The following is a 21387-nucleotide window of genomic DNA, read 5'->3' on the forward strand; positions in this document are numbered from 1 at the left end:
GCGCATGGATACTGAACCACGATTTTTTGAGACTAATGGCCCCGGTACTGGCGGCGTGGTGGGGCAGCCGCTCAACCGCGTAGACGGCTACGACAAGGTAACCGGCAAAGCCAAGTATTCCGCCGAATTTCCGCTTCAGGGCCTGGTGTACGGCGTGCTGAAAGGCAGCGAAATTGCCAAAGGCAAAATCCAGAGCATCGACACCACGGCGGCCATGAAAGAGCCCGGCGTGCTGGCGGTGCTCACGCATCAAAACCTGCCTAAACTCGCCAAAACGCCCAACGACCAGGAAGGTAAGAAAGCCATTGGCGCACCCATGGGCTTCCTGCCGCTTACCTCCGACGTGGTGCATTATGCAGGGCAACCCGTGGCTTTAGTGGTGGCTGACACCTTCGAGCGGGCCACCCATGCGGCTTCGCTAGTACGAGTGCAGTATGCCGTCGAAAAGCCGTTGGCCTCATACCAAGACCCCAAAGCCGAAATCTTCAACCCGGAAAAAGTACAGGACGACAAAACCAAAGGCTACACTCGCCGCGGCGACGCGCAAGCGGCCCTGGCGTCGGCTCCTGTCAAGCATTCGGCCACCTACACCCACGCCATCAACCACCACAACCCCATGGAGCCTGGCTCCACTACGGCCATCTGGGAATCGGCCGACCGACTAACGGTGTATGAGTCTACGCAGGGTATTACGCGCACGCAGAAGTCGTTGGCGACCATGCTGGGGCTGCCGCAAGAGCAGGTTCGGGTGGTGACGAAATACCTCGGCGGCGGCTTTGGCTGCAAAGGTTCATCCTGGCCCCACACCGTACTAACGGTGCAGGCGGCCAAGGCCGTGAACCGGCCCGTGAAGCTGGTGCTCACGCGCCAACAGATGTTCACGGGCATGGGCCACCGCGAAGACCAAACTCAAACCCTGCAAATCGGGGCCACCAAGGAAGGCAAGCTGCTGGCGTTGGTGCACGAAAAAACCTCGACCACCTCGCCCTGGGACAACTACGCCGAACCCAACAGCCGCATCATTAACCTACTCTACGACTGCCCCACGTTCGAGTCGTCGTATCAGCTGGCGCGTGCCAATGTAATGACCTCTACGTTTACCCGCGCCCCTGGTGAGGCACCTGGCTCATTTGCCATCGAGTGCTCGATGGACGATTTGGCCTACCAACTGGGCATCGACCCGCTGGAAATTCGGTTGCGCAACTACGCCGAGAAAGACCCTACCAACGGTAAGCCCTGGTCGAGCAAAAGTTTGAAGCAATGCTATGCCCGCGGGGCGGAACTGTTTGGCTGGAACAAGCGTAACCCCAAAGCTGGCGACACCCGTGACGGGCGGTACCTAATCGGTATGGGCATGGCTACGGCCTCCTACCCGGTACACAACTCGCAGGGCACGGCTCGCGTGCGTCTCTACGCCGACGGGCACGCCGTGGTGCAAAGCGGCGCCACTGACCTCGGCACCGGTACTTACACCGTTATGACGCAGGTAGCCGCCGATGCCTTAGGCTTAGCGCCCGATAAGGTGCGCTTCGAGCTAGGCGATTCACGCTTACCCACGGCTCCCAACTCGGGTGGCTCGGTGGCGGCAGGCACAGTGTCGTCGTCGGTGTATGTGGCGGCGCAGGAGGTCTGGCAGAAGCTGAAAAAGCTAGCCATAGCAGACAAAAAGTCGCCGCTGTACAGAGCCAAAGTAGAGGACGTAATAGTCGAGAAAAACAGGATGGTGCTCAAGGCCAACAAGCAGAAAGGCGAAGACTTCGCGGCCCTGATGAAGCGCAACGAAATGTCGGACATCGAGGGCACAGGTAACGGCAAGTATGGTGCTGGCTACGAAAGCGGCCTAGCACCCGGTCCCGCCGACTCTGGCCACCAAGACGACAAAGGCGGCCATTCCATGCACTCTTTCGGAGCGCACTTTTGCGAGGTGCACGTCGATGCTGAGCTAGGTACTGTACGCGTTACGCGCTGGGTGAGCGTGCACGGGGCCGGCCGCATCCTAAACGCTAAAACTGCCCGCAGCCAGATTATCGGCGGCAACATTTTCGGCATAGGCGCGGCACTAATGGAAGAAACCTTCCGCGACCCGAACTTTGCCCGCTACACCAACGCTAGCCTCGGGGAGTACCACATTCCCGTCAACGCCGACATCCCGGAAATGACAGTGGAGTTCATCGAGGAACACGATCCGTACATCAATGCTATGGGAGTAAAAGGCATCGGTGAAATATCAATGGTAGGTGTAGCCGCCGCCGTTGCCAATGCCGTGTTTCATGCCACCGGCAAGCGCGTCCGCGACCTACCCATTACACCAGACAAGGTGATGGGTGTATTGTCGGTTTAATATCGTCCTCAGATCAGATGGGAAGAGTAGAGGTGATTGAAATACAGTAGAACAACCCACGTCTGTCATGCTGAGCTTGCCGAAGCATCTGGCGTGCTGAGGTTAGAATACTATTGTCATGCTGAGCGCAGTCGAAGCATCTCGCAAGTGTGGTATATACTACTCCTGTGTCAACACGCGAGATGCTTCGACTGCGCTCAGCATGACAGGTACTTTAGCAGCGTCAGTAGCAACAAGTCAATCACCTTTGTTCCTTTCTTAGTTAAGGCATGAGCATCTTAGCTTCAATTTCTGGCTTTAGAAAAGCAACTTTAGGATGTCGGAAGCTTTCATGCTTCGTATAAAGTATTTTAGCGCAAACTAATTATCGGTATGACTGAGCTTCAACGTCTTCTTCTAGCATACGACGAACACCGTGCTGCCAACCGGGCTTGCGCGTTGGCTTCGGTGGTTGATGTGGCCGGTTCGGCTTATCGGCGGCCGGGAGCCCGCATGCTGGTAACCGAAGACGGACAACTTACAGGAGCTATCAGCGGCGGCTGCTTGGAAGGGGATGCCCGTCGGCGGGCGCACAAAACCATCCGGCAAGGCCGGCCCACCGTCGTCACCTACGATTCCACCGACCCGGAGGACGATTTGCAGTTTGGTGCTGCGCTAGGCTGCCAAGGCATAGTGCAGATTCTGTTGGAGCCCCTTGACTTCGCTGACCCGGACAATCCGATAGAACTGCTGCGTCGTTGGGCCGAGGGTGTGGAGGTACCCGCGGTGGTAGCTACCGTGTTCAGCTTGGCTGGCGCGCAAGCTCCGGCCCAGATGGGAGAGCGGCTATTGCTGCTGTCAGATGGCACAGTGCAAGGCACACTTCCAGCCTCCACTGAGCTGTACGATACCATCTTATCGGATGCTCGTGCTGCCTTGCAAGCCAGGCAGCCGGCAACTCGTCATTATGCAGTAGGCGCTGGCACGGTGCGGGTATGCCTCGAGATATTACGCCCCCCCGTACGCCTCACGGTCTATGGTGCCGGCAACGATGTGCAGCCACTCGTGCGTTTGGCTGCTGGGTTAGGTTGGCGAGTGCAGGTAGTAGATGGTCGGCCAATACAAGCGCAACCAGCACGTTTTCCGGAGGCGGAGTTGGTGCGCGTATTACCGCTGGCTGAAGTAGGAGCGGAGCCTCATGACACTCGCTTTGCGTTGCTCATGACCCACAACTACTACTACGACTTGGCCGTGCTGCGCCACTTGCTGCACGCCCCCACGCAGTACATTGGGCTCCTAGGACCTCGCAAAAAGTATGAGCGGCTGCTTACTGATCTGCAAAAAGAAGAACCCGCGGCTGGTAACTTCTTGGCTGGTCGGCTTCATAGCCCGATTGGCCTCAACCTAGGTGCCGAGACTCCCGAAGAAATTGCTTTGTCTATTATAGCTGAAATTCAGGCGGTGCTAGCGGGGCGCCCGGCCGGCTTCCTGCGCGACTCGCCCCACCCCATTCACCCGCCGCTGCACTCCGATGGACCCTTGCAAGCAGAAGGCCGTGTAGATGCTGTCTGTGAGCTTTAACACAAAAGGGATTGTGCGCTTGTGCTGGCGTTTCAGGACGACAGGTTTGTAGAAAGACAACCAGATTCTCTTATGCCCACTGCGGTTATTTTGCTGGCGGCCGGTTCGTCTTCGCGCCTAGGTCAGCCCAAGCAATTGTTGCCATACGAAGGGAAAACCCTACTCCGTCGCGCCGCCGAAACCGCCGTAGCGGCCGCTGCGGGGGCGCCGGTAGTAGTCGTGACAGGTGCGTTGCACGAGGAACTGCTGCCGGAATTAGCCGGGCTGCTTGTATTGCCCGTGCGCTGTACGAACTGGGCGTTAGGTATGGGTGCCTCTCTTAAAACCGGGTTGGTAGCTTTAAAAAGTTTGTGCAACAACTGGGATACCGTTGCGGTAATGCTCTGCGACCAGCCGCACGTGACAACTACTGTCATCAAGCAGTTAGCGGCAACTTACTGGCATACGGGCCAGCCCATAGTAGCCGCCGAATACGGAGCCGTGCGGGGTGTGCCGGTGCTTTTCGGGCCCGAAGTATTGCCGCTGCTTCAGGAGATTTCTGATGCTGCCGGAGCCGCCCAACTACTCAAGCAGCACCCGCAACTAGTAGCCACCGTGCCCTTCGCGGCTGGTGCCATTGACGTAGACACGCCCGAGCAATACGCCGCACTGTTAGGAGAAGGAACTCTCCCGCGGTCCGACCACAAACAAGATTCCCGATAGCTCAACAACCACAACCGTTGAATCCCGTTATCTTGGCCGGTACTACATCCTCAACTCTGTCTCTATGACAACTGCCTCGGCTACCGCGCCGGACACCGGCTTCGAGAACATCCCCAAAGACGACAAGCGCATCACCCGCGGCTGGACGTTCTACGACTGGGCCAACTCGGTGTATCCGCTGGTTATTACGTCCAGCATCTTTCCTATTTATTGGGGTGCCGTCACCAAAACGCTGAGCCCAAAAACCGATGTGGTTAACTTCTTAGGGTTCCAAGTGCCAGGCTCGTCGTTGCTGACGTATGCCATATCAGCGGCCTTTCTGCTTGTGGCCTTAATCAGCCCGTTTCTCACGTCGTTGGCCGACTTCTCGGGGCGCAAGAAACTGTTCATGCAGATCTTCTGCTACATCGGGGCCGCGAGTTGCGCCGCGCTGTTCTTTTTTACGCCCGAAACACTCACGCTCAGCACGTTTGTCTTCATTGCGGCCACTTTCGGCTTCTCAGGCTCGATTGTGTTTTACAACAGCTACCTGCCCCTTATTTCCTCGGAAGAGCAATATGATTCGCTTTCGGCGCGGGGCTTCTCGATGGGGTATATCGGCTCGGTGGTGCTGTTGATTATCTGTTTGGTCATCAATCAGTTCCCTAGTATATTGGGTATTGATGCCTCTACGCCCGACGGGGCTCGTCTGCCGGCTCGAATTTCCTTCTTGCTCACGGGTATTTGGTGGGCGGGTTTCGCGCAGATTCCGTTCTTCACCTTACCCGCCGACCCCGGCCGTCCCGCCGCCGTGGCCACCTCCGATTCGGGCTGGCTGCTCAACGGCTTCCGGGAGCTAGGCAAAGTTTGGGATCAGCTCAAGCAGTTGCCTAATCTAAAGCGTTTCCTGCTCGCCTATTTCACCTACAACATGGGCGTGCAAACCGTGATGTACGTAGCCACCATCTTCGGCGACAAGGAGCTGCATCTGGAAAGCACGGCCCTTATCATTACCATTTTGCTGCTGCAGGTAGTAGGTATTCTAGGCGCCTATTTGTTTGCCAAGCTTTCGGAGCGCATTGGCAATACGCGGGCCCTGAGCTGGTCGGTGTTTATCTGGATGTGCATCTGCGTGGCGGGCTACTTCGTGCAGGCCGGGTGGAGCTTCTACGCGCTGGCCTCGGTTATTGGCCTCACCATGGGCGCCATCCAGAGTTTGTCACGCAGCACGTATTCCAAGATTATTCCCGAGAATACCCCAAATACGGCGGCCTTCTTTAGTTTTTTCGATGTGACCGAGAAGCTGAGCATCGTAATTGGCACGGCGGTATTCGGCGTCATTGCCCAGATTACGGGTTCCATGCGCAATAGCATCTTGTCGCTCATTGTCTTCTTTGTGCTCGGGCTGCTTTTTCTGCTGACGCTGCGCGGCAAAAAATTGCGCGACGAGGTGCAAGGAGCAGGGGATGAGGCAGTAGCGCCACCACCCGCTACACCCAACGTAGGCATGCCTGCTACGCGTAAATAACCGTACCCCGACAGATCAACAAGAAGCCCCGTTCATCAGCGGGGTTTTTTGTTTACTTACCAAATCAGCCAATAACTTCCCGCCACGTACTCACTTTTATCTCCTCTCACTACGCTCAACTTAATCCTCCCAACCTCATGACCGACTCTCAACCTACTTTGCAAGCGGCTCTCAGCCAAGAACTGAAACACGAGTTGAAACTTACGCGGCGCCTCCTAGAGCGAGTTCCTACCGAGCAGTTTAGCTGGCAGCCCCATCCCAAGTCGATGAAGATTGGTACGCTTGCTTCGCATATGGCCAATCTGGTGGGCTATCTGGAAATGTCGATGGCTGGTCCCGAAACCGACTTAGCCAGCACCAAAATGCCCGACTCACCCACCAGCACCGATGAAGTGCTGCGCCGCTTTGATGTCAACAGCGAAAACATTCACAAAGCGCTAGAGCAAATAGATGACGCTATGCTTCAGGGAGTATGGTCGTTGCGTCGGGGAGAGCAGGTGTTCATGACCATGCCCCGCACTGCCGTAGCCCGCACTCTGGTCCTAAATCACCTCATTCATCACCGGGGCCAGCTAAGCGTTTACCTGCGTCTGCTCGATATTCCGGTGCCTGCTATCTACGGCGGCTCGGCCGACGAGGCACCTCAGCGCTAATTTGCCTGAAGATGAGCAGTAACAAGAAAAGGGGTAGTAACTACTACCCCTTTTCTTGTTACTGCCTACATGTAATTTATTTACCGCTAAATACTTGCTCGCCGGCAATCCAGGTTTGCTGCACCTTCGCGCCGCGCAGCTTTTCCTTGGGCGCTTGCAGCAAGTCAGTATCCAATACCACGAAGTCGGCGGCCATGCCGGGGCGGATGCTGCCTTTCTGTTTTTCTTCAAACGCCGCGTGTGCTGCCCAGGTGGTCATGCCGCGCAAAGCATCGGGCCGGCTAAGGGCATTTTCCATTTGGAACCCTTTGGCGGGGTAGTTTTTGGCATCTTGACGGGCTACGGCGCTATGGAAGCCAAACAGCGGATTAATATCTTCCACTGGGAAGTCGGAGCCGAGGGCCACTTGGCCGTATTGCAGGCGCAGATCATTGAAGGCATAGGCCGTTTTTAGCCGCTCGGCGCCAAGTCGCTCGCCAGCCCAGTACATATCGGAGGTGGCGTGGGTAGGCTGCACCGACGGCACGATGCTGAACTGCCCAAACTTCGGCACGTCGGCTTTGCTTACCACCTGCGCGTGCTCGATACGCCAGCGCCGGTCGTTTTTGCCTTTCAGTACTTCCCCATAAATATCGAGCAGCAGGCGGTTGCTAGAGTCGCCGATAGCGTGGGTATTCATCTGGAACTTGCTAGCGGCCAGCTCTTTTGCTAAGGTGCGATAGTCGGCTATAGAAGAAAGTAGGAAGCCGGTTTCTTTGGGCTTGTCGGTGTAGGGATGCAGCAAGCAGGCCCCGCGTGAGCCAAGGGCCCCGTCGGCGTATACCTTGAAGCTGCACACCGTAAGACGGTCCTCGAACACCGGGCCGTTCTTCAGGTAATAGTCTTTGTTGGCCTTCGTGGGGCTGAGCATGGCATATACGCGCAGTTTCAGTTTGCCTTGCTGCTGTAGTGCGGCCATCTGGTCGATGTTGGCTTTGTCGAGGCCTGCATCGGCGAGGCTGGTAAGGCCCACGGCTACGCACCGCTGCTGAGCTTCCAGCAACGCGGCATTGGCTTCGGTGGGTGTAGGCTCCGGAATTTTGGTGCTCACTAGATCCACCGCGTTGTCAACTAATAGCCCCGTTAGCTGACCGGCCGCGTTTTTGGTAATAGTGCCGCCACTAATGGGGGTTTTAGTGGTTACCCCAGCCAAGTCCAACGCCTTCTGGTTTACGAGGGCAGCATGCCCATCGACGCGCACAATAAACACCGGCGTGTTTGGAAATAGGGCATCGAGCGTGTCTTTGGTTGGAAATTGCTTGTTAGGCCAATCGTTCTGGTCCCAGCCACGTCCCGTCAGCCAAGCTGCCTGCGGATATTGCTGGCGCTGTTGTTGGAGCTTGGTCACCACTTGCTCCCACGAGGTAGTGCCTACTAAATCGGCATCGCGCAACCCAAGGGCGTAGCGGTAGAAGTGGCAGTGCGCATCGTAGAAGCCTGGATAAATGAATTGCCCGCGCGCATCAATGGTTGCCTTGCCTGTGTACTTGCTGCGGATGTCCTTCTCTTCGCCTACGGCCACAAATTTCCCGTCTTGCACGGCGAAGGCCGTAGCCTTAGCAAAAGCGGAGTCGACGGTGTAGACCGTCGCATTATACACCACCAAATCAACGGACTGACTGGAATTTTGGCAGCTACTAAAAAAGCCTAGCAACGGCAGCAGGGCAAATAGGCGGAAAGATTTAAGCATGCCGCGAAAGTAATGATTTAGTAACGTAGTGGTTTAGCCGGTGCACCAACTACAGTACTGCGTCACCAAATCACTATTCCTACCGCTCCACGGAGTCTTGTTGCAGGCATTCTTCGAGCCAGATGCGGGCGGGGGCTTCCTCGGTGAATCGCTGAATCAGGTAGGGCAGGGTTTGCGAAGCCGGCTTGTTTTGAGGAATGCCAATATTGGCCATGGCGCCTGCAAGATGGTGCGGCGCCATCAGGAGCGCTACATAAGCGGTGCGGCCAAGGCGAGGATACACACGGGGGAAGAAATCTTCCATCATCCAGAACACATCCGAAGCATCCACCCCTGTTCGGCGCCGGACATCAATCAGCCAGAAGCGGCAGTTCATTTCGGCTGCGATGTCGAGGATGGCTGCGTAACCTCGCTGGAGTTCGAACGGCATCACGCCCCGTTTCCAATGCCCGTGTAGCAGTTGTTGGTCGGGATGATACGTGACGTCAAGGTAAGGAGTAGAGAATGAATCCATAGCAAATTAAAGCAGAGCAATACAGGACGCGCAATGACTTCAATAACAGGTGGCGGGTACAAACAAAAACCCCAGCGGTTTGGAGCCACTGGGGTTTTGCTGGTAGCGCCGCTATGCAAGCTAAGCGAAAGGCGTTGTTTTCGCTACTCGAAGCGCATATGCTTCACCGATTCGCCTGAGTTTTTGAGTTCTAACAGCGAATCAATGCCGATTTGCAAGTGCGTCGTCACGAAATCAGCCGTCACTTTCTTGTCGCTTTCCGACGTTTTCACGCCTTCCGGCGTCATCGGGTTGTCGCTGACGAGTAGCAGCGCGCCGTGCGGAATCTCGTTCACGAAGCCTACCGTGAAGATGGTAGCCGTTTCCATATCCACGGCCATCGCCCGGATCTGGCGCAAATACTCTTTGAAGTTTTCGTCGTGCTCCCACACCCGGCGGTTGGTGGTGTACACGGTGCCGGTCCAGTAGTCCTTCTCGTGCTTCTTGATCATCGATGACACCGCGCGTTGCAAACGGAAGGAGGGAAGCGCGGGAATTTCGGCCGGCAGATAGTCGTCGGAAGTACCCTCGCCCCGAATAGCAGCGATAGGCAAAATCAGGTCGCCGAGCTTGGTTTTGCTTTTCAAACCACCACACTTGCCTAAGAACAGCGCCGCTTTGGGCTTCACTGCCGATATCAAATCCATTACGGTGGCCGCCATGGGGGAGCCCATGCCGAAGTTGATGATGGTAATGCCGTTAGCCGTAGCCGTTTGCATCGGCTTATCAAGGCCGTTCACTTCCACGCCAAACTGCTCGGCGAACATGTGCACGTAGTTGATAAAGTTGGTGAGCAATATATACTGCCCGAACTCCTTGAGGGGAACCCCGGTGTAGCGCGGCAGCCAATTTTCAACAATGTCTGATTTGGTTTTCATAAAGGGGAAATTCTATTCTGCGGGGCTTCACGAAGCAACTCGTATGTGGGCTCTAGTCTATACTAGCAGCTGCAATACAGGCGAGATACGTCGTCAAGCTCAGTAGATGTTGAAATAAATTGGTTACAAAAAAACCGTCCACCCAGCGAGTGGGCGACGGTACGGGAGTGAAAAGCGGGAACCAGAGCCCAGGGCCGTACCTTTGGAGGTGATGCAAGAGCTAAACCTGCCGCCTTTCGATTACAAACTTACGCAAAGCGGCGAAACTATATATATCTGGGACGTACTGCGCCGCAAGCAGGTGGTACTAACGCCCGAAGAATGGGTGCGCCAACATGTGGTGCATTACCTCATCAATCACCGTGGCTACCCTAAGGGCTTGCTGAGCTTGGAGCGCGGCCACCGGTACAACCAGCGCCAGAAGCGCACCGACCTGTGGGCCCTAGGGCCTGATGGTACGCCCTTGCTGCTCGTGGAGTGCAAACGGCCCACAGTACCCATAACGGCCGCCGTGGCCCAGCAAGCCGCTACCTACAACCAAACCATTGGTGCACCCTTACTACTGCTCACCAACGGCTTGCAGCACTTCTGCTGGCGCGTAAACTTCGAGCAGCGCACCAACGAGATGCTGAGCGAAGTGCCCGCGTACGGTGAGGTTGTGAAATAGCGTGGCCGACATTCTATTGGCGAGAGTAGCGCAAATAGAATGTTCCCTACTTACTCACTATTTGTATAGCGCGTTGTCAGCTAGGCCGTTTAAGTAAAACTGCACGCAGGCTTTCAACTCGTCGCCGTACTGGCGGAGTTTCTGCGGATCAGGAGCAGGTAGGGGCGTGGCCGGCAATGCGTGTTTTTGGTAGGGGTAAAGCCGCACCTTGTTGTCGACAGTGAGCTCAGCTACATAGTCGTGGTGGACCAGGAAGTAGCTGCCGCCGCTCAGAAAAAGGGCGCGGCCAGTTGTGCCGGTATCAAACACGGAGTAGCCGAAGGGTAGGAGGGGCTGATTAGCCGCTAACCCAAGATAGTCGAGCACTGAAGCCGGAATATCGGCTTGTTGCGTGATGCGGTCCACGTTGGCAGTGGGTAGCGGGCGGCTAGGGTGAAAGAGCAGCAACGGCGTTTTGTAGGAGCCAAGCGTGTTTTGGTACTCGGGCCGTAGCGTCTGCGACGTGTGATCCGCTAGCACAATAAACAGCGTGTTCTTATACCAGGGCTGACTTGCAGCGGCCTTGAAAAACTGCCGGAGCGCGAAGTCAGTATAGCCGATAGAGGCGTGGATAGGTAGTTCGCCTGCCGAAAACCGATTCTTGTACTGCGCCGGCACAGGAAAAGGCTCGTGCGAAGTCAGCGTGAACACCGTAGAGAAGAACGGCTGGCGCTGCTGGCCTAGTTGGCGGGCAAAATATTGCAGATACGGCTCGTCAAAGATGCCCCAGTGCCCGTCGAAATCCGGGCTCTTGGTGCTGCCAGGGTATTCATCGAGGCCGTAGTATTGTTGAATACCCGTAATGCCCGCGAAGGTATTGAAACCCATGGTGCCGTTCTGCGCGCCATGAAATACCGACGTGGCATAGCCATTCCGGCCTAGCAACTCACCTAGGCCGTGCAACTCATCGGTCTGGAAATTGGAGGTGATAAACGAGTTTTCGGTGAGGGCTGGCAGACCTGCTAGCACCGCTGGTAGCGCCTCGATGGAGCGCCGGCCGTTGGCGTAGTGCTGCCGAAAAAACAGTCCCTTCGTCGCCAGCGAGTCGAAAAAAGGGGTGTAGCCTTTCCCACCGTTTTCGATGCCGTTGTATTCAGAGGCAAAGCTCTCAATCAGCAGCACCACTACATTGTCGCGGGGGGCGCCGGGGCGCGGACCAGGTTGCCGGATGGCCAGCGCCGGCCGTAGCGCCGCCATCGACGGGAAATAGGTGCGCCGCTCGGGGGCATCAGCACGCAAGCTTTTCAGGAAAGTAAAGGTGCTGTTCAAGGCTACATGACCCAGGATGGGCGGCGTCTGCATGAAAGCATGGCCCGTGCGCAACGGCTTAAGTTGAAATCCACCCCGGATACCGAGAATTGTTAGGCCCGCTAGCACTACTATTTCCAGTGCCGTTCGGAGTATTGGTTTGCGGCGCCTTCCGCTTTGGTAATAAGCGGCATCGTCTGCCGTCGGCATCGGATAGAAGTACCACACCAGCCCAAACAGTACCGCAAACGGAATCAGGAGAAACCAATAGTGGCCTACCAACTGCCCAGCCTGCCGTTCAATATCGTCGGTGATGGTAAAGAGCTCGTTGCTGGTACGCCGCCCAATAAATTTGAAATACTGCGTATCAATTAAGTTGAGCGCAATACCACAAGCATTGAGCGTAAGATATACGCCGCGCAAAAAACCTTGCCACCGGAAGCTAAAGGCTGGCACCAACGAGAGCAGCAGAAACGGCAAGTTGAGTAGCAGCAGCGCCGAAATATCGTAGCGGAAGCCGTGCCAGAAGGCCATCAGCACCTGCCCCGTCGTCGCCTCCCGAAACACGGCTTGGTTGGCTACATAAAAGCCTAGCCGCAAAAGCACATACGCGCCCATCAGCAGCAGCAACCGGCGCAGCAGCAGACGCAGAAGTGGTGAAATCATGAACAGAACAACAAGAAAAGGAACTACTCGCCCGTCAGCTGGATGGTTTGTCCGTCGGGCAGGTCCTTGATTTTTTGATGGAAATCAGCCAGCCACGCCAATCGGTCTGCAGCAGCAACGGCTTTGAGTGAGGGTGCTTTGCCACTATTGACGGCTATGCAGAACGGAGGAAAGACGCTCACTAACTGACCGGGCTGCAATACCCCGCCCTGCTGCTGAAAACCCCGCAGCGGCTCCATGCCCAGCGCATCAAGCGGATACTTCTCCACGCCGAACAAGAAGTGCTTGAAGTCCACCTCCAAGTCGGCTAGCTCGCCGGTTTCTGTATCGAGCAGCAGCACAGCGTCGCCGCGCAGCAGGAACTGGTTGCCCACGCAGTCTTGGCCAAACGGAATATCGGATTCTGTTACCTCGTCGTAGGTGCGCCAAAAGGCGGTGGGGCCTTGCCAGGCTGCATCCAGCGAATGCCAGGTAGGTTCGGCTACGCAACCGCGTATGTGCAGACCACCAAAATAGGCTACTACGCCGTTTTGCTCGCGCAGAAAGGTTTGAAGATAAACCGGAAGACGGGCGAAAGTGGCAAGGTCGGTTAGCTCGCCGCCCGTATAAAGAATGCCTTTCATAAGAAATAACGCCAAGCTCCAGCGTGGCGCATCAGTGAGTAGCCGTGGCCGGTTCACTGAAATTCGTGCAACGATGCGTGAGGCTGGAGCTTCACGCTACAGAAAAAGCCTTCCTAACCTATTCGGTCAGAAAGGCTTTTCCATACTTAGCTATTCACTTAAACGGCTGCTTCTTCCAGCACGTTGTGTACATCAACCAATGGCAGGTTCCAGGCTTCAGCTACCCCTTTGTACACCACTTCGCCATGCACCACGTTCAACCCGAGTCGCAAAGCTTCGTCGCGGCGGCAAGCTTCCTGCCAGCCAAGGTTAGCCAGCTTCACAGCGTAAGGCAAGGTAGCGTTGGTAAGAGCGAGCGTAGACGTGTAAGGCACGGCACCCGGCATGTTGGCCACGCAGTAGTGCACGATGTCGTCGATGATGAAGGTCGGGTCTTCGTGCGTGGTGGGGCGGCAGGTTTCGATGCAACCACCCTGGTCTACAGCCACATCGACCAGCACCGTACCGGGCTTCATGGTCTTGAGCATGTCGCGGGTGATGAGGTGCGGCGCCTTGGCTCCTGGAATCAGTACGGCACCGATGATGAGGTCAGCTGTTTTGATAGCAGCACGGATGTTGTACTCATTGGAGTACTGCGTCACCACGTTCTTGGGCATGAAGTCGTCGAGCTCGCGCAAACGATTCAGGCTGATGTCCATGATGGTAACTTGCGCACCTAGGCCGGCAGCAATTTTAGCCGCCTGCGTGCCTACAATGCCAGCACCCAATACAAGTACTTCGGCAGGCTTCACGCCGGGTACGCCGCCTAGCAGAATGCCGCGGCCTTTCAGCGGCTTCTCCAAATACTTAGCACCTTCCTGTGGCGCCATGCGGCCCGCTACTTCGCTCATCGGAATGAGCAGGGGCAGGGCCCGGTTGGAAAGCTCCACCGTCTCGTAAGCCAGGCAAATGGCTTTCCGCTCGATCATGGCGTGGGTCAGTTCCTCGCCGGAAGCAAAGTGGAAATACGTGAATAGCAGTTGGTTTTCTTTGATCAGCGGATATTCTTGCGCAATCGGCTCTTTCACTTTCACAATCATTTCCGCCTTGGCATACACTTCTTCAATGGTCGGCAGAATAGTGGCGCCTGCTTCTGAATATTCGGAGTCCTGAAAGCCGCTGCCCAAGCCAGCCGTGCTTTGCACGTACAGTTCGTGGCCTTGCTTGCGGAGTTCAGCTACGCCAGCAGGCGTTAAGCCTACGCGGTTTTCGTTGTTTTTAATTTCTTTCGGTACGCCGATGATCATGGCAGAGCGGGAAGGTGAGAAGATGATAAATTGAAGAGTGCAAAGATAGGTGAACTACCGTCATTGCGAGAAACCACAACACCGCAATGTCGGCGCTAGTGCCGCATGCACAGAATTACGTACACAAAAATGCCCCTGACGACTATAAGCACGTCAGGGGCTTCTTATTATTTCAAATGAAGAGGAAGCAGCCAGCAGACCTGTTGGCGAAGCTCACTTGACTAGGGCGCTTACTTAAATGGTACTACCGCGTTGGTTTCCTTCACCATGCTGCTGCTGTTCAAGTCGCGCACCACATTGGCTTTCAGCGTAATCTTCACGTCGCCATTCAAATCATTGGAGCTCAGTGTAGCTACATCCGACATTGGGCCGGTCTGACGCTGTGCGTACAACAGTTCTATTACGGCACTCTGGCCGGGCTTTACCGTTGGCGGTACCGATTTGTAGCCCACGCAGTTGCAAGCCGACGTTATCATGCCGAGTTCCAACGGCTGCTTGCCGGTGTTTTTCACCGTGAACTTAGCAACGGGCTGCTGTCCCGACTCAATTTTGCCGAAGTCGTGCGTGGTGCGGTCTAGCACCAAGCGCGGCGACTGTGCTAGTTGCGCGGGCGTCATGGTGGCTTTTGCTTGCTCTTTGTTTACCACGTTGCCTTTGATGGTAAGTACCGTGCTTGGTACGCTGGCGTTGCTGGTCACCGTAACCGTTTTGTTGAACACACCCGGGCGGCCAGCACTGCTGTACATAGCCTTTACGATGCCCGACTTGCCCGGCAGTACCGGCGTTTTGGTCCAGTCGGGAGTGGTGCAGCCGCACGACGCTTGCACGTTGGCAATAACTACGGGCTGGTTGCCCGTGTTCTTGAACTTGAACTCGTGCGTAGCCATGGTACCCTCGGGCACGCTGCCAAAGTCGTACAGATCTTTTTCGAAAGTAATAACCCCTTGGGCGCGGGCGCCTACGGCCAGCAGCACGGCAAAGACAAGCGAGGCAAAGTGTTTCATATGAGTAGGTGTTGAGTAGAACAAGGTGAGGCAGAGGCTTGTAGTACGGCGTTCTGCGTGCCAAAGATAAACAAAAACGCCCCTCCTTGCGTCTCAACAAAACCTGCCGGCCAAATCCGTACTTTTGCGCGTCTGTACCCAATGTGCGGGCCCTTCCAGCCTTTCCTGGCATCAACCCCCATCCGTTTTATGCCCACTACCGAATCTGCCGACCTGTTGGCCCCCGTGGCCACTCTCAGTAAAGATGAACTCCTGAGCGACTATCGCCTCGGGTGGGAAAGTCGGTACGCCTCCTTGGCGGGCCGCAAAGAGGTCTTCATGGGCAAGGCCAAATTTGGCATCTTCGGCGACGGCAAAGAACTGCCTCAACTGGCCATGGCCCGTGCTTTCCGGGCCGGCGACTGGCGTGCCGGTTACTACCGCGACCAAACCTTCATGCTGGCCATTGGCGAGCTGACCTTGCAACAGTACTTCGCCCAGCTCTACGCCCACACCGATGTAGAGGCCGAGCCCGCCACGGCTGGCCGCGCCATGAACGGCCACTTCGCCACCCGCATCCTCGACGAAGATGGCAACTTCAAGAACCTGGCCACCAGCAAAAACTCTTCGGCTGACATTTCGCCTACTGCCGGCCAAATGCCCCGTCTGGTAGGCCTCGCTTACGCTTCCAAGCTCTACCGCCAAAATCCTGAGCTGCAACAGTTCGAGCAGTTTTCAGTGAACGGCAACGAAGTAGCGTTTGGCACGATTGGCAACGCCAGCACCTCCGAGGGCATGTTCTTCGAGGCGCTTAATGCCGCCGGCGTGCTCCAGATTCCAATGCTGATGAGCGTGTGGGACGACCACTACGGTATTTCCGTGCCGGCCGAGTACCAGACCACCAAGCAAAGTATTTCGGCCATTCTCATGGGCTTGCAGCGCGATGGGGAAGGAGAACCAGGCTTCGAAATTTTCGTGGTGAAAGGGTGGGACTACCCAGCTCTTGTTGATACCTACCAACGCGCCGCCGAACTATGCCGCACGCAGCACGTGCCAGTGCTCATCCACGTTACGGAAGTGACGCAGCCCCAGGGCCACAGCACCAGCGGCTCCCACGAGCGGTACAAGTCCAAAGACCGGCTAGTGTGGGAGCAACAGCACGACTGCTTAGTGAAAATGAAGGCCTGGCTTATAACCGAAGGCCACGCCACCGAAGACGAACTGTTGCAGATTGAATCGGAAGCCCGCGAAGTAGTGAAAGCCACTCGCACCGCAGCATGGGCCGCTTTCTTCGATCCTATCAAGCAGGAGCGCGACGAGGTGCTAGGGCTTCTGAACCAGCTGGCAACGGAGTCTGGCCCCGAGAGTGGTGTGCAGCAGCTAGTGGATTCGCTAAGGCAAAACCCAACACCAATTCGGGCCGACCTTGTGCGCACTATACGCCGCGCCCTGCGCCTCGTGCGCGGCCAGCGCAGCGGTGCCCGCCGTAACTTGCTGAACTGGCTCGATCAGGCCGAGGCCGAAAATGCGGACCGCTTCAACTCGTATCTGTTCAGCCAAAGCGAAGAGGCAATCGGCAACATTGAAGTGGTGCCTGCCCGATTCGCGCCCGACGCCCCGCAAGTAGATGGTCGGGAAGTACTGCAAGCCTGCTTCGATGCCAACTTCCAGCGCGACCCACGCATTTTTGCCATCGGCGAAGACGTGGGGCGTATCGGCGACGTCAACCAAGCGTTTGCTGGCTTGCAAGAGAAGTTTGGCGAGTTGCGCGTGACCGATACCGGCATCCGCGAGTGCACCATCGTAGGGCAAGGCATTGGGGCGGCGTTGCGCGGCCTGCGTCCCATCAGCGAAATTCAGTACCTGGATTACTTGCTGTATGCCATTCAGATTCTGAGTGATGACCTAGCCAACCTGCAATACCGCACCAAGGGTGGCCAGAAGGCGCCACTGATTGTGCGTACTCGTGGCCACCGCCTAGAAGGCATCTGGCACTCCGGCTCCCCGATTCAGATGATTCTAGGCGCTATCCGCGGCATTCACCTCTGTGTGCCCCGCGACATGACCCAAGCGGCTGGTTTTTACAATACCCTGTTCCGCGCCGACGAACCCGCCATTGTGATTGAGCCTCTTAACGGCTACCGCCTGAAAGAGCGAATCCCGAGCAACGTAGGTGAGTTCACGCTGCCGCTAGGTGTGCCCGATGTGCTGCGCGAAGGGTCCGACGTAACGGTGGTTACGTATGGCTCGATGTGCCGCATTGTGCTGGACGCCGCCAAGCAACTGGCAGAAGTTGGTATTTCGGTGGAAGTGGTGGACGTACAAACCCTGCTGCCCTTCGACCTAGAGCACATCATCACCGACAGCATCCAGAAAACCAGCCGCGTGCTCTTCACCGATGAAGACGTGCCCGGTGGCGCCACCGCCTACATGATGCAGCAGGTAATCGACGACCAGGATGCCTACCGCTACCTCGACTCGGCTCCCCGCTGCTTGGCCGCCCAAGCCCACCGTCCGCCCTACGGCTCCGACGGCGACTATTTCTCGAAGCCCAATGCAGAAGAAGTGTTTGACACTGTATACGAGATGATGCGCGAAGCCGACCCGAAGCGTTTCCCTGCTATTTACTAAGCGAATAAGAAGTGCTGTTTTAACAGGTACTTAGAAACAGCACTTCTTATTCGCTTAGCAACACGTAATGCCTATTCGAAGCTTAAAAAAAGAGGGCGACGCTACTAAATAGCGTCGCCCTCTTTCAAGCGTAAGAAGGTACTTATCTGTTGATTATGGCTTTACAACGTAGGATTCAGTGAAAATTTCGTTGCTCAAATTAAGGGCACGGTCTCTAATACTGATCCTAAATCGAATCTCATCACCAGGGTTAAAAGGTGTACCCAAACTCAGCCCTAGATTATAGCGCAAATTACCTTTCAAGGGTCCTTCTTTTGTTGCCTCAGTAGTCAAGCGAGGAAAACGGCCATTGTATTGACCTACTTCACCGTTAGACCCATCGAGTATATAGTCTACGAATTGACCATTTCTATTCTTAAGTTGTGCTTGAATATAGTAGTTGAAGTAGTTGGGATTAGTTTGTTTTCCATTTACTGACACATCATTATAAGGTGCCATGTTATCAGTAGGGTTTAACCCTAAGTCGCCGTCACCATCCTCAAAAGAAATAGTTATAGTATCTGAGTCAATAGCTTGCTCACGAGGGTCACTTCTGGGCAAGCGCACGACTTCCAATTCTTTGAACTTAATGCGAGGGGCGTCAGGATAGTCAGGCGGGCTGATACATGAGGAAACGGCTGCGCATAGCAGCGCGAAAAGTAAGCCTAAGTGAAGCGTACGAGACATGGCCATAGAAACTAAAAAGACGAGTGAAATTTCGCCTCAGCGGCGAGTAAAAGGTACAGCTTCTCAACGAAGACTTACTGCTTTTGTTATGTGTTTTCCAAACCCCATAACCCTGCAATGAGTTTCCGCGAAGAGCATTTGGACCAGCTGCCTCACCTAGCTACCTCCGACGTTTCGGCGGTGGCTTTACGGTTGTTTCGCTACCAGGCGAAGCACTGTCCGCCGTATAGAGCCTACTTAGACGCATTAGGTTGCAACGCTGACGCCATAGAGCAAATCACCGACATTCCCTTCCTGCCTATCGAGTTCTTCAAGACGCACGACGTCCGCACCGACCCTGAGGCGTGGGAGCCGCAGGAACTGTTTTTAAGCAGCGGCACCACCATGCAGCAGCGGAGCCAGCATCACGTTCGCGACCCGCAGCTCTACCGCCATAATGCCGCTCATATTTTCGAGCAGTTCTATGGCCCGATTACCACTTGGACGTTTCTGGCGCTGCTGCCATCGTATCTAGAGCAAGGTCATTCTTCGTTGGTAGCCATGGTGGACTATTTCGCCAAGGAGTCTGGCCAAACGCAGCCCGCCTTTTTCCTGCACGATCATGTGGCTTTGCTGCAGGCTTTGCGTGCGGCGAAGCAGGATTCTACCCGCCGCGTTATGCTTTTCGGCGTGAGCTATGCCTTGCTGGACTTGGCCGCTGAAGTAGGCCTCGCGCCAGAGCTACAGAACCTAACCGTACTCGAAACTGGGGGCATGAAAGGCCGTCGGCGTGAAATGATCCGGGAAGAGCTACATCACGAACTCCAGCAAGCCTTTGGCCCGGCGGGTATTCACTCAGAATACGGCATGACGGAGCTACTCAGCCAAGCCTACAGCCTAGGCGACGGCCGCTTCCACGCTCCCCCTCAACTGCGCATACTACTCCGCGACCCCGCCGACCCGTTTTCTGTCTCGGAAGACCGCCCTGACGGCGCCATCAATATTATCGACCTAGCCAATGTAGACAGCTGTAGCTTTATCGAAACCAAAGACCTAGCCCGCATGCATCCCGACGGCTCTTTCGAAGTACTCGGTCGCCTTGATAATTCCGACGTGCGAGGTTGTAATCAAATGGTGTAAACTAGTGGCTCGTAGAATGAAACTAAAACAGCCCATCACTCTGAGCTTTGTTCAGAGTGATGGGCTGTTTTAGTTAGCCTTTGTATTTATTTGCCTGCAAACGCTTTAGCGTCGACTTCCGAAATAGTGTCGTCGCTCATGATGACTAGGCGTTCTACCACGTTGCGAAGCTCTCGGATATTGCCACGCCAGTCGAGGCTTTGCAGGTACTTAAGAGCTGCGGCATCAATCTTCTTGGGCTTGTTGCCATAGTCGTTTGCAATGTCCTGCAGAAACTTCTGAATCAGGTCGGGAATGTCTTCGCGCCGGTCGTTGAGGGAGGGGACTTGAATAAGGATGACGGAGAGCCGGTGGTAGAGGTCTTCGCGGAAGTTGCGGTCGGCTATTTCCTGAAGCAGGTTTTTGTTGGTGGCCGCAAGCACACGCACGTTCACCGAAATTTCCTTTTCACCCCCAACCCGCGTGATTTTGTTTTCCTGCAGCGCCCGTAGCACCTTGGCCTGAGCCGAAAGGCTCATATCGCCGATTTCGTCGAGGAAGAGCGTGCCGCCATCGGCTTGCTCGAACTTGCCGATGCGCTGCTTCACGGCCGAGGTGAAAGAGCCTTTCTCGTGCCCAAATAGCTCGCTCTCAATAAGTTCCGATGGAATAGCAGCGCAGTTTACTTCGATGAGCGGACCACTAGAGCGATTACTTTGCTCGTGCAGTTGGCGCGCTACCATCTCCTTGCCGGCACCGTTGGGTCCCGTAATCAGTACGCGTGCATCGGTAGGTGCCACTTTCTCGATGGCTTTGCGCACGGCCCCAAGCGCCGCCGAAGAGCCGACCATCTCCGAATTTTTGGCAACCTTCTTCTTGAGCGTCTTGGTTTCAGCTACAAGCTTAGTGCGGTCCAAGGCATTGCGAACCGTTACCAGCAGGCGGTTGAGGTCTGGTGGCTTTTGCAGGAAGTCGTAGGCGCCTTTTTTGGTGGCATCAACGGCCATTTCCACGTTGCCGTGGGCCGAAACCATGATGAAGGCAGTGTCGGGCGCTACAATGCGGGCACGTTCCAGCACCTCGATGCCATCCATCTTGGGCATTTTAATGTCGCAGAGTACCACGTCATATTTGTCGCGAATCAGCATATCGAGGCCGGAGGGGCCGTCCTCGGCTTGGTCTACTTGGTAGCTTTCGTATTCTAAAATCTCCTTCAGCGTATTGCGAATGGCTTTTTCGTCGTCAATAATGAGAATGCGGGGCATAGAACGGGTTTGGCAAAAGAGGGGGAAGCGAAAGTAACGAAGGTAACGAAAAGCCGTGCTTGGTTCGTGTGCACAAACAAAATACAGACCTCCGGCGATGTGGCTGCAACTCCTGTTATAACCCCGCCGACTTTGCTTTTCGCAGTAGCGGAACTAGTTTGCCGCGCTGCGCCAGCAACAGAAGCAACCTCTGCTGTGGGAATGCAGTAAGCAAGGCGAGCTAAGCCGATGG

General features: G+C 55.6%; 17 protein-coding genes. 8 read left to right on the forward strand and 9 right to left on the reverse strand.

Annotated features, from left to right (window positions below; all coding sequences use genetic code 11):
• Nucleotides 1-4 precede the first annotated feature (4 nt).
• The 5 genes from P1X16_RS06205 to P1X16_RS06225 all read left to right on the forward strand — a co-directional run bounded on the left by P1X16_RS06205 (nucleotide 5) and on the right by P1X16_RS06225 (nucleotide 6763).
• Nucleotides 5-2341 (forward strand): xanthine dehydrogenase family protein molybdopterin-binding subunit, encoded by a 2337-nt coding sequence (locus P1X16_RS06205; protein ID WP_277227018.1) that lies wholly within the window; start codon nucleotides 5-7, stop codon nucleotides 2339-2341.
• Nucleotides 2342-2713: 372 nt separating this feature from the next.
• A complete protein-coding gene (locus tag P1X16_RS06210; RefSeq protein WP_277227019.1) occupies nucleotides 2714-3901 on the forward strand; it encodes an XdhC/CoxI family protein in 1188 nt (395 codons plus the stop codon).
• A 72-nt stretch (nucleotides 3902-3973) separates the two neighbouring features.
• Nucleotides 3974-4603, forward strand: coding sequence for a nucleotidyltransferase family protein (locus P1X16_RS06215; protein WP_277227020.1), 630 nt, complete (start codon nucleotides 3974-3976; stop codon nucleotides 4601-4603).
• A gap of 64 nt (nucleotides 4604-4667) precedes the next feature.
• Entirely contained in the window at nucleotides 4668-6110 is a 1443-nt protein-coding gene (locus tag P1X16_RS06220) for an MFS transporter (RefSeq protein WP_277227021.1), read from the forward strand.
• Between the two features lie 137 nt (nucleotides 6111-6247).
• The gene (locus P1X16_RS06225) at nucleotides 6248-6763 is read left to right on the forward strand and encodes a DinB family protein (RefSeq protein ID WP_277227023.1); all 516 of its coding nucleotides are present in this window, start codon (nucleotides 6248-6250) and stop codon (nucleotides 6761-6763) included.
• Nucleotides 6764-6839: 76 nt separating this feature from the next.
• Here the strand turns inward: P1X16_RS06225 and P1X16_RS06230 are convergent, their stop codons facing one another.
• From P1X16_RS06230 to P1X16_RS06240, 3 genes are all read right to left on the reverse strand, one after another.
• Nucleotides 6840-8492 (reverse strand): amidohydrolase, encoded by a 1653-nt coding sequence (locus P1X16_RS06230; RefSeq protein ID WP_277227024.1) that lies wholly within the window; start codon nucleotides 8490-8492, stop codon nucleotides 6840-6842.
• 79 nt (nucleotides 8493-8571) lie between these two features.
• Nucleotides 8572-9006, reverse strand: coding sequence for a hypothetical protein (locus P1X16_RS06235; RefSeq protein WP_277227025.1), 435 nt, complete (start codon nucleotides 9004-9006; stop codon nucleotides 8572-8574).
• Between the two features lie 143 nt (nucleotides 9007-9149).
• Nucleotides 9150-9923 (reverse strand): AMP nucleosidase, encoded by a 774-nt coding sequence (locus P1X16_RS06240; protein WP_277227027.1) that lies wholly within the window; start codon nucleotides 9921-9923, stop codon nucleotides 9150-9152.
• A gap of 211 nt (nucleotides 9924-10134) precedes the next feature.
• Between P1X16_RS06240 and P1X16_RS06245 the strand changes: the two genes are divergently transcribed.
• Nucleotides 10135-10590, forward strand: a complete 456-nt coding sequence (locus P1X16_RS06245; protein WP_277227029.1) for a type I restriction enzyme HsdR N-terminal domain-containing protein — start codon at nucleotides 10135-10137, stop codon at nucleotides 10588-10590.
• A gap of 57 nt (nucleotides 10591-10647) precedes the next feature.
• On the opposite strand, the gene P1X16_RS06250 is transcribed toward P1X16_RS06245, so the two are convergent.
• From P1X16_RS06250 to P1X16_RS06265, 4 genes are all read right to left on the reverse strand, one after another.
• Nucleotides 10648-12543: an LTA synthase family protein gene (locus P1X16_RS06250; protein ID WP_277227030.1), complete on the reverse strand. Its 1896-nt coding sequence runs from the start codon at nucleotides 12541-12543 to the stop codon at nucleotides 10648-10650.
• Nucleotides 12544-12566: 23 nt separating this feature from the next.
• The gene (locus P1X16_RS06255) at nucleotides 12567-13166 is read right to left on the reverse strand and encodes a hypothetical protein (RefSeq protein ID WP_277227032.1); all 600 of its coding nucleotides are present in this window, start codon (nucleotides 13164-13166) and stop codon (nucleotides 12567-12569) included.
• 158 nt (nucleotides 13167-13324) lie between these two features.
• On the reverse strand, nucleotides 13325-14452 hold the full coding sequence (gene ald, locus P1X16_RS06260; protein ID WP_277227033.1) for an alanine dehydrogenase: 1128 nt from the start codon (nucleotides 14450-14452) through the stop codon (nucleotides 13325-13327).
• Between the two features lie 230 nt (nucleotides 14453-14682).
• A complete protein-coding gene (locus tag P1X16_RS06265; RefSeq protein ID WP_277227034.1) occupies nucleotides 14683-15456 on the reverse strand; it encodes a DUF1573 domain-containing protein in 774 nt (257 codons plus the stop codon).
• A gap of 189 nt (nucleotides 15457-15645) precedes the next feature.
• Here P1X16_RS06265 and P1X16_RS06270 point away from each other — a divergent pair, with 189 nt between their 5' ends.
• The gene (locus P1X16_RS06270) at nucleotides 15646-18066 is read left to right on the forward strand and encodes an alpha-ketoacid dehydrogenase subunit alpha/beta (RefSeq protein ID WP_277227036.1); all 2421 of its coding nucleotides are present in this window, start codon (nucleotides 15646-15648) and stop codon (nucleotides 18064-18066) included.
• Nucleotides 18067-18219: 153 nt separating this feature from the next.
• On the opposite strand, the gene P1X16_RS06275 is transcribed toward P1X16_RS06270, so the two are convergent.
• Nucleotides 18220-18792, reverse strand: coding sequence for a hypothetical protein (locus P1X16_RS06275; protein WP_277227037.1), 573 nt, complete (start codon nucleotides 18790-18792; stop codon nucleotides 18220-18222).
• 117 nt (nucleotides 18793-18909) lie between these two features.
• Between P1X16_RS06275 and P1X16_RS06280 the strand changes: the two genes are divergently transcribed.
• Complete coding sequence (locus tag P1X16_RS06280; RefSeq protein WP_277227039.1) at nucleotides 18910-19911, forward strand: acyl transferase; 1002 nt, start codon at nucleotides 18910-18912, stop codon at nucleotides 19909-19911.
• Between the two features lie 86 nt (nucleotides 19912-19997).
• On the opposite strand, the gene P1X16_RS06285 is transcribed toward P1X16_RS06280, so the two are convergent.
• Complete coding sequence (locus P1X16_RS06285) at nucleotides 19998-21155, reverse strand: sigma-54 dependent transcriptional regulator (RefSeq protein ID WP_277227040.1); 1158 nt, start codon at nucleotides 21153-21155, stop codon at nucleotides 19998-20000.
• Nucleotides 21156-21387: the final 232 nt, after the last annotated feature.

This window comes from Hymenobacter sp. YC55 (assembly GCF_029433095.1).
Classification (GTDB): domain Bacteria; phylum Bacteroidota; class Bacteroidia; order Cytophagales; family Hymenobacteraceae; genus Hymenobacter.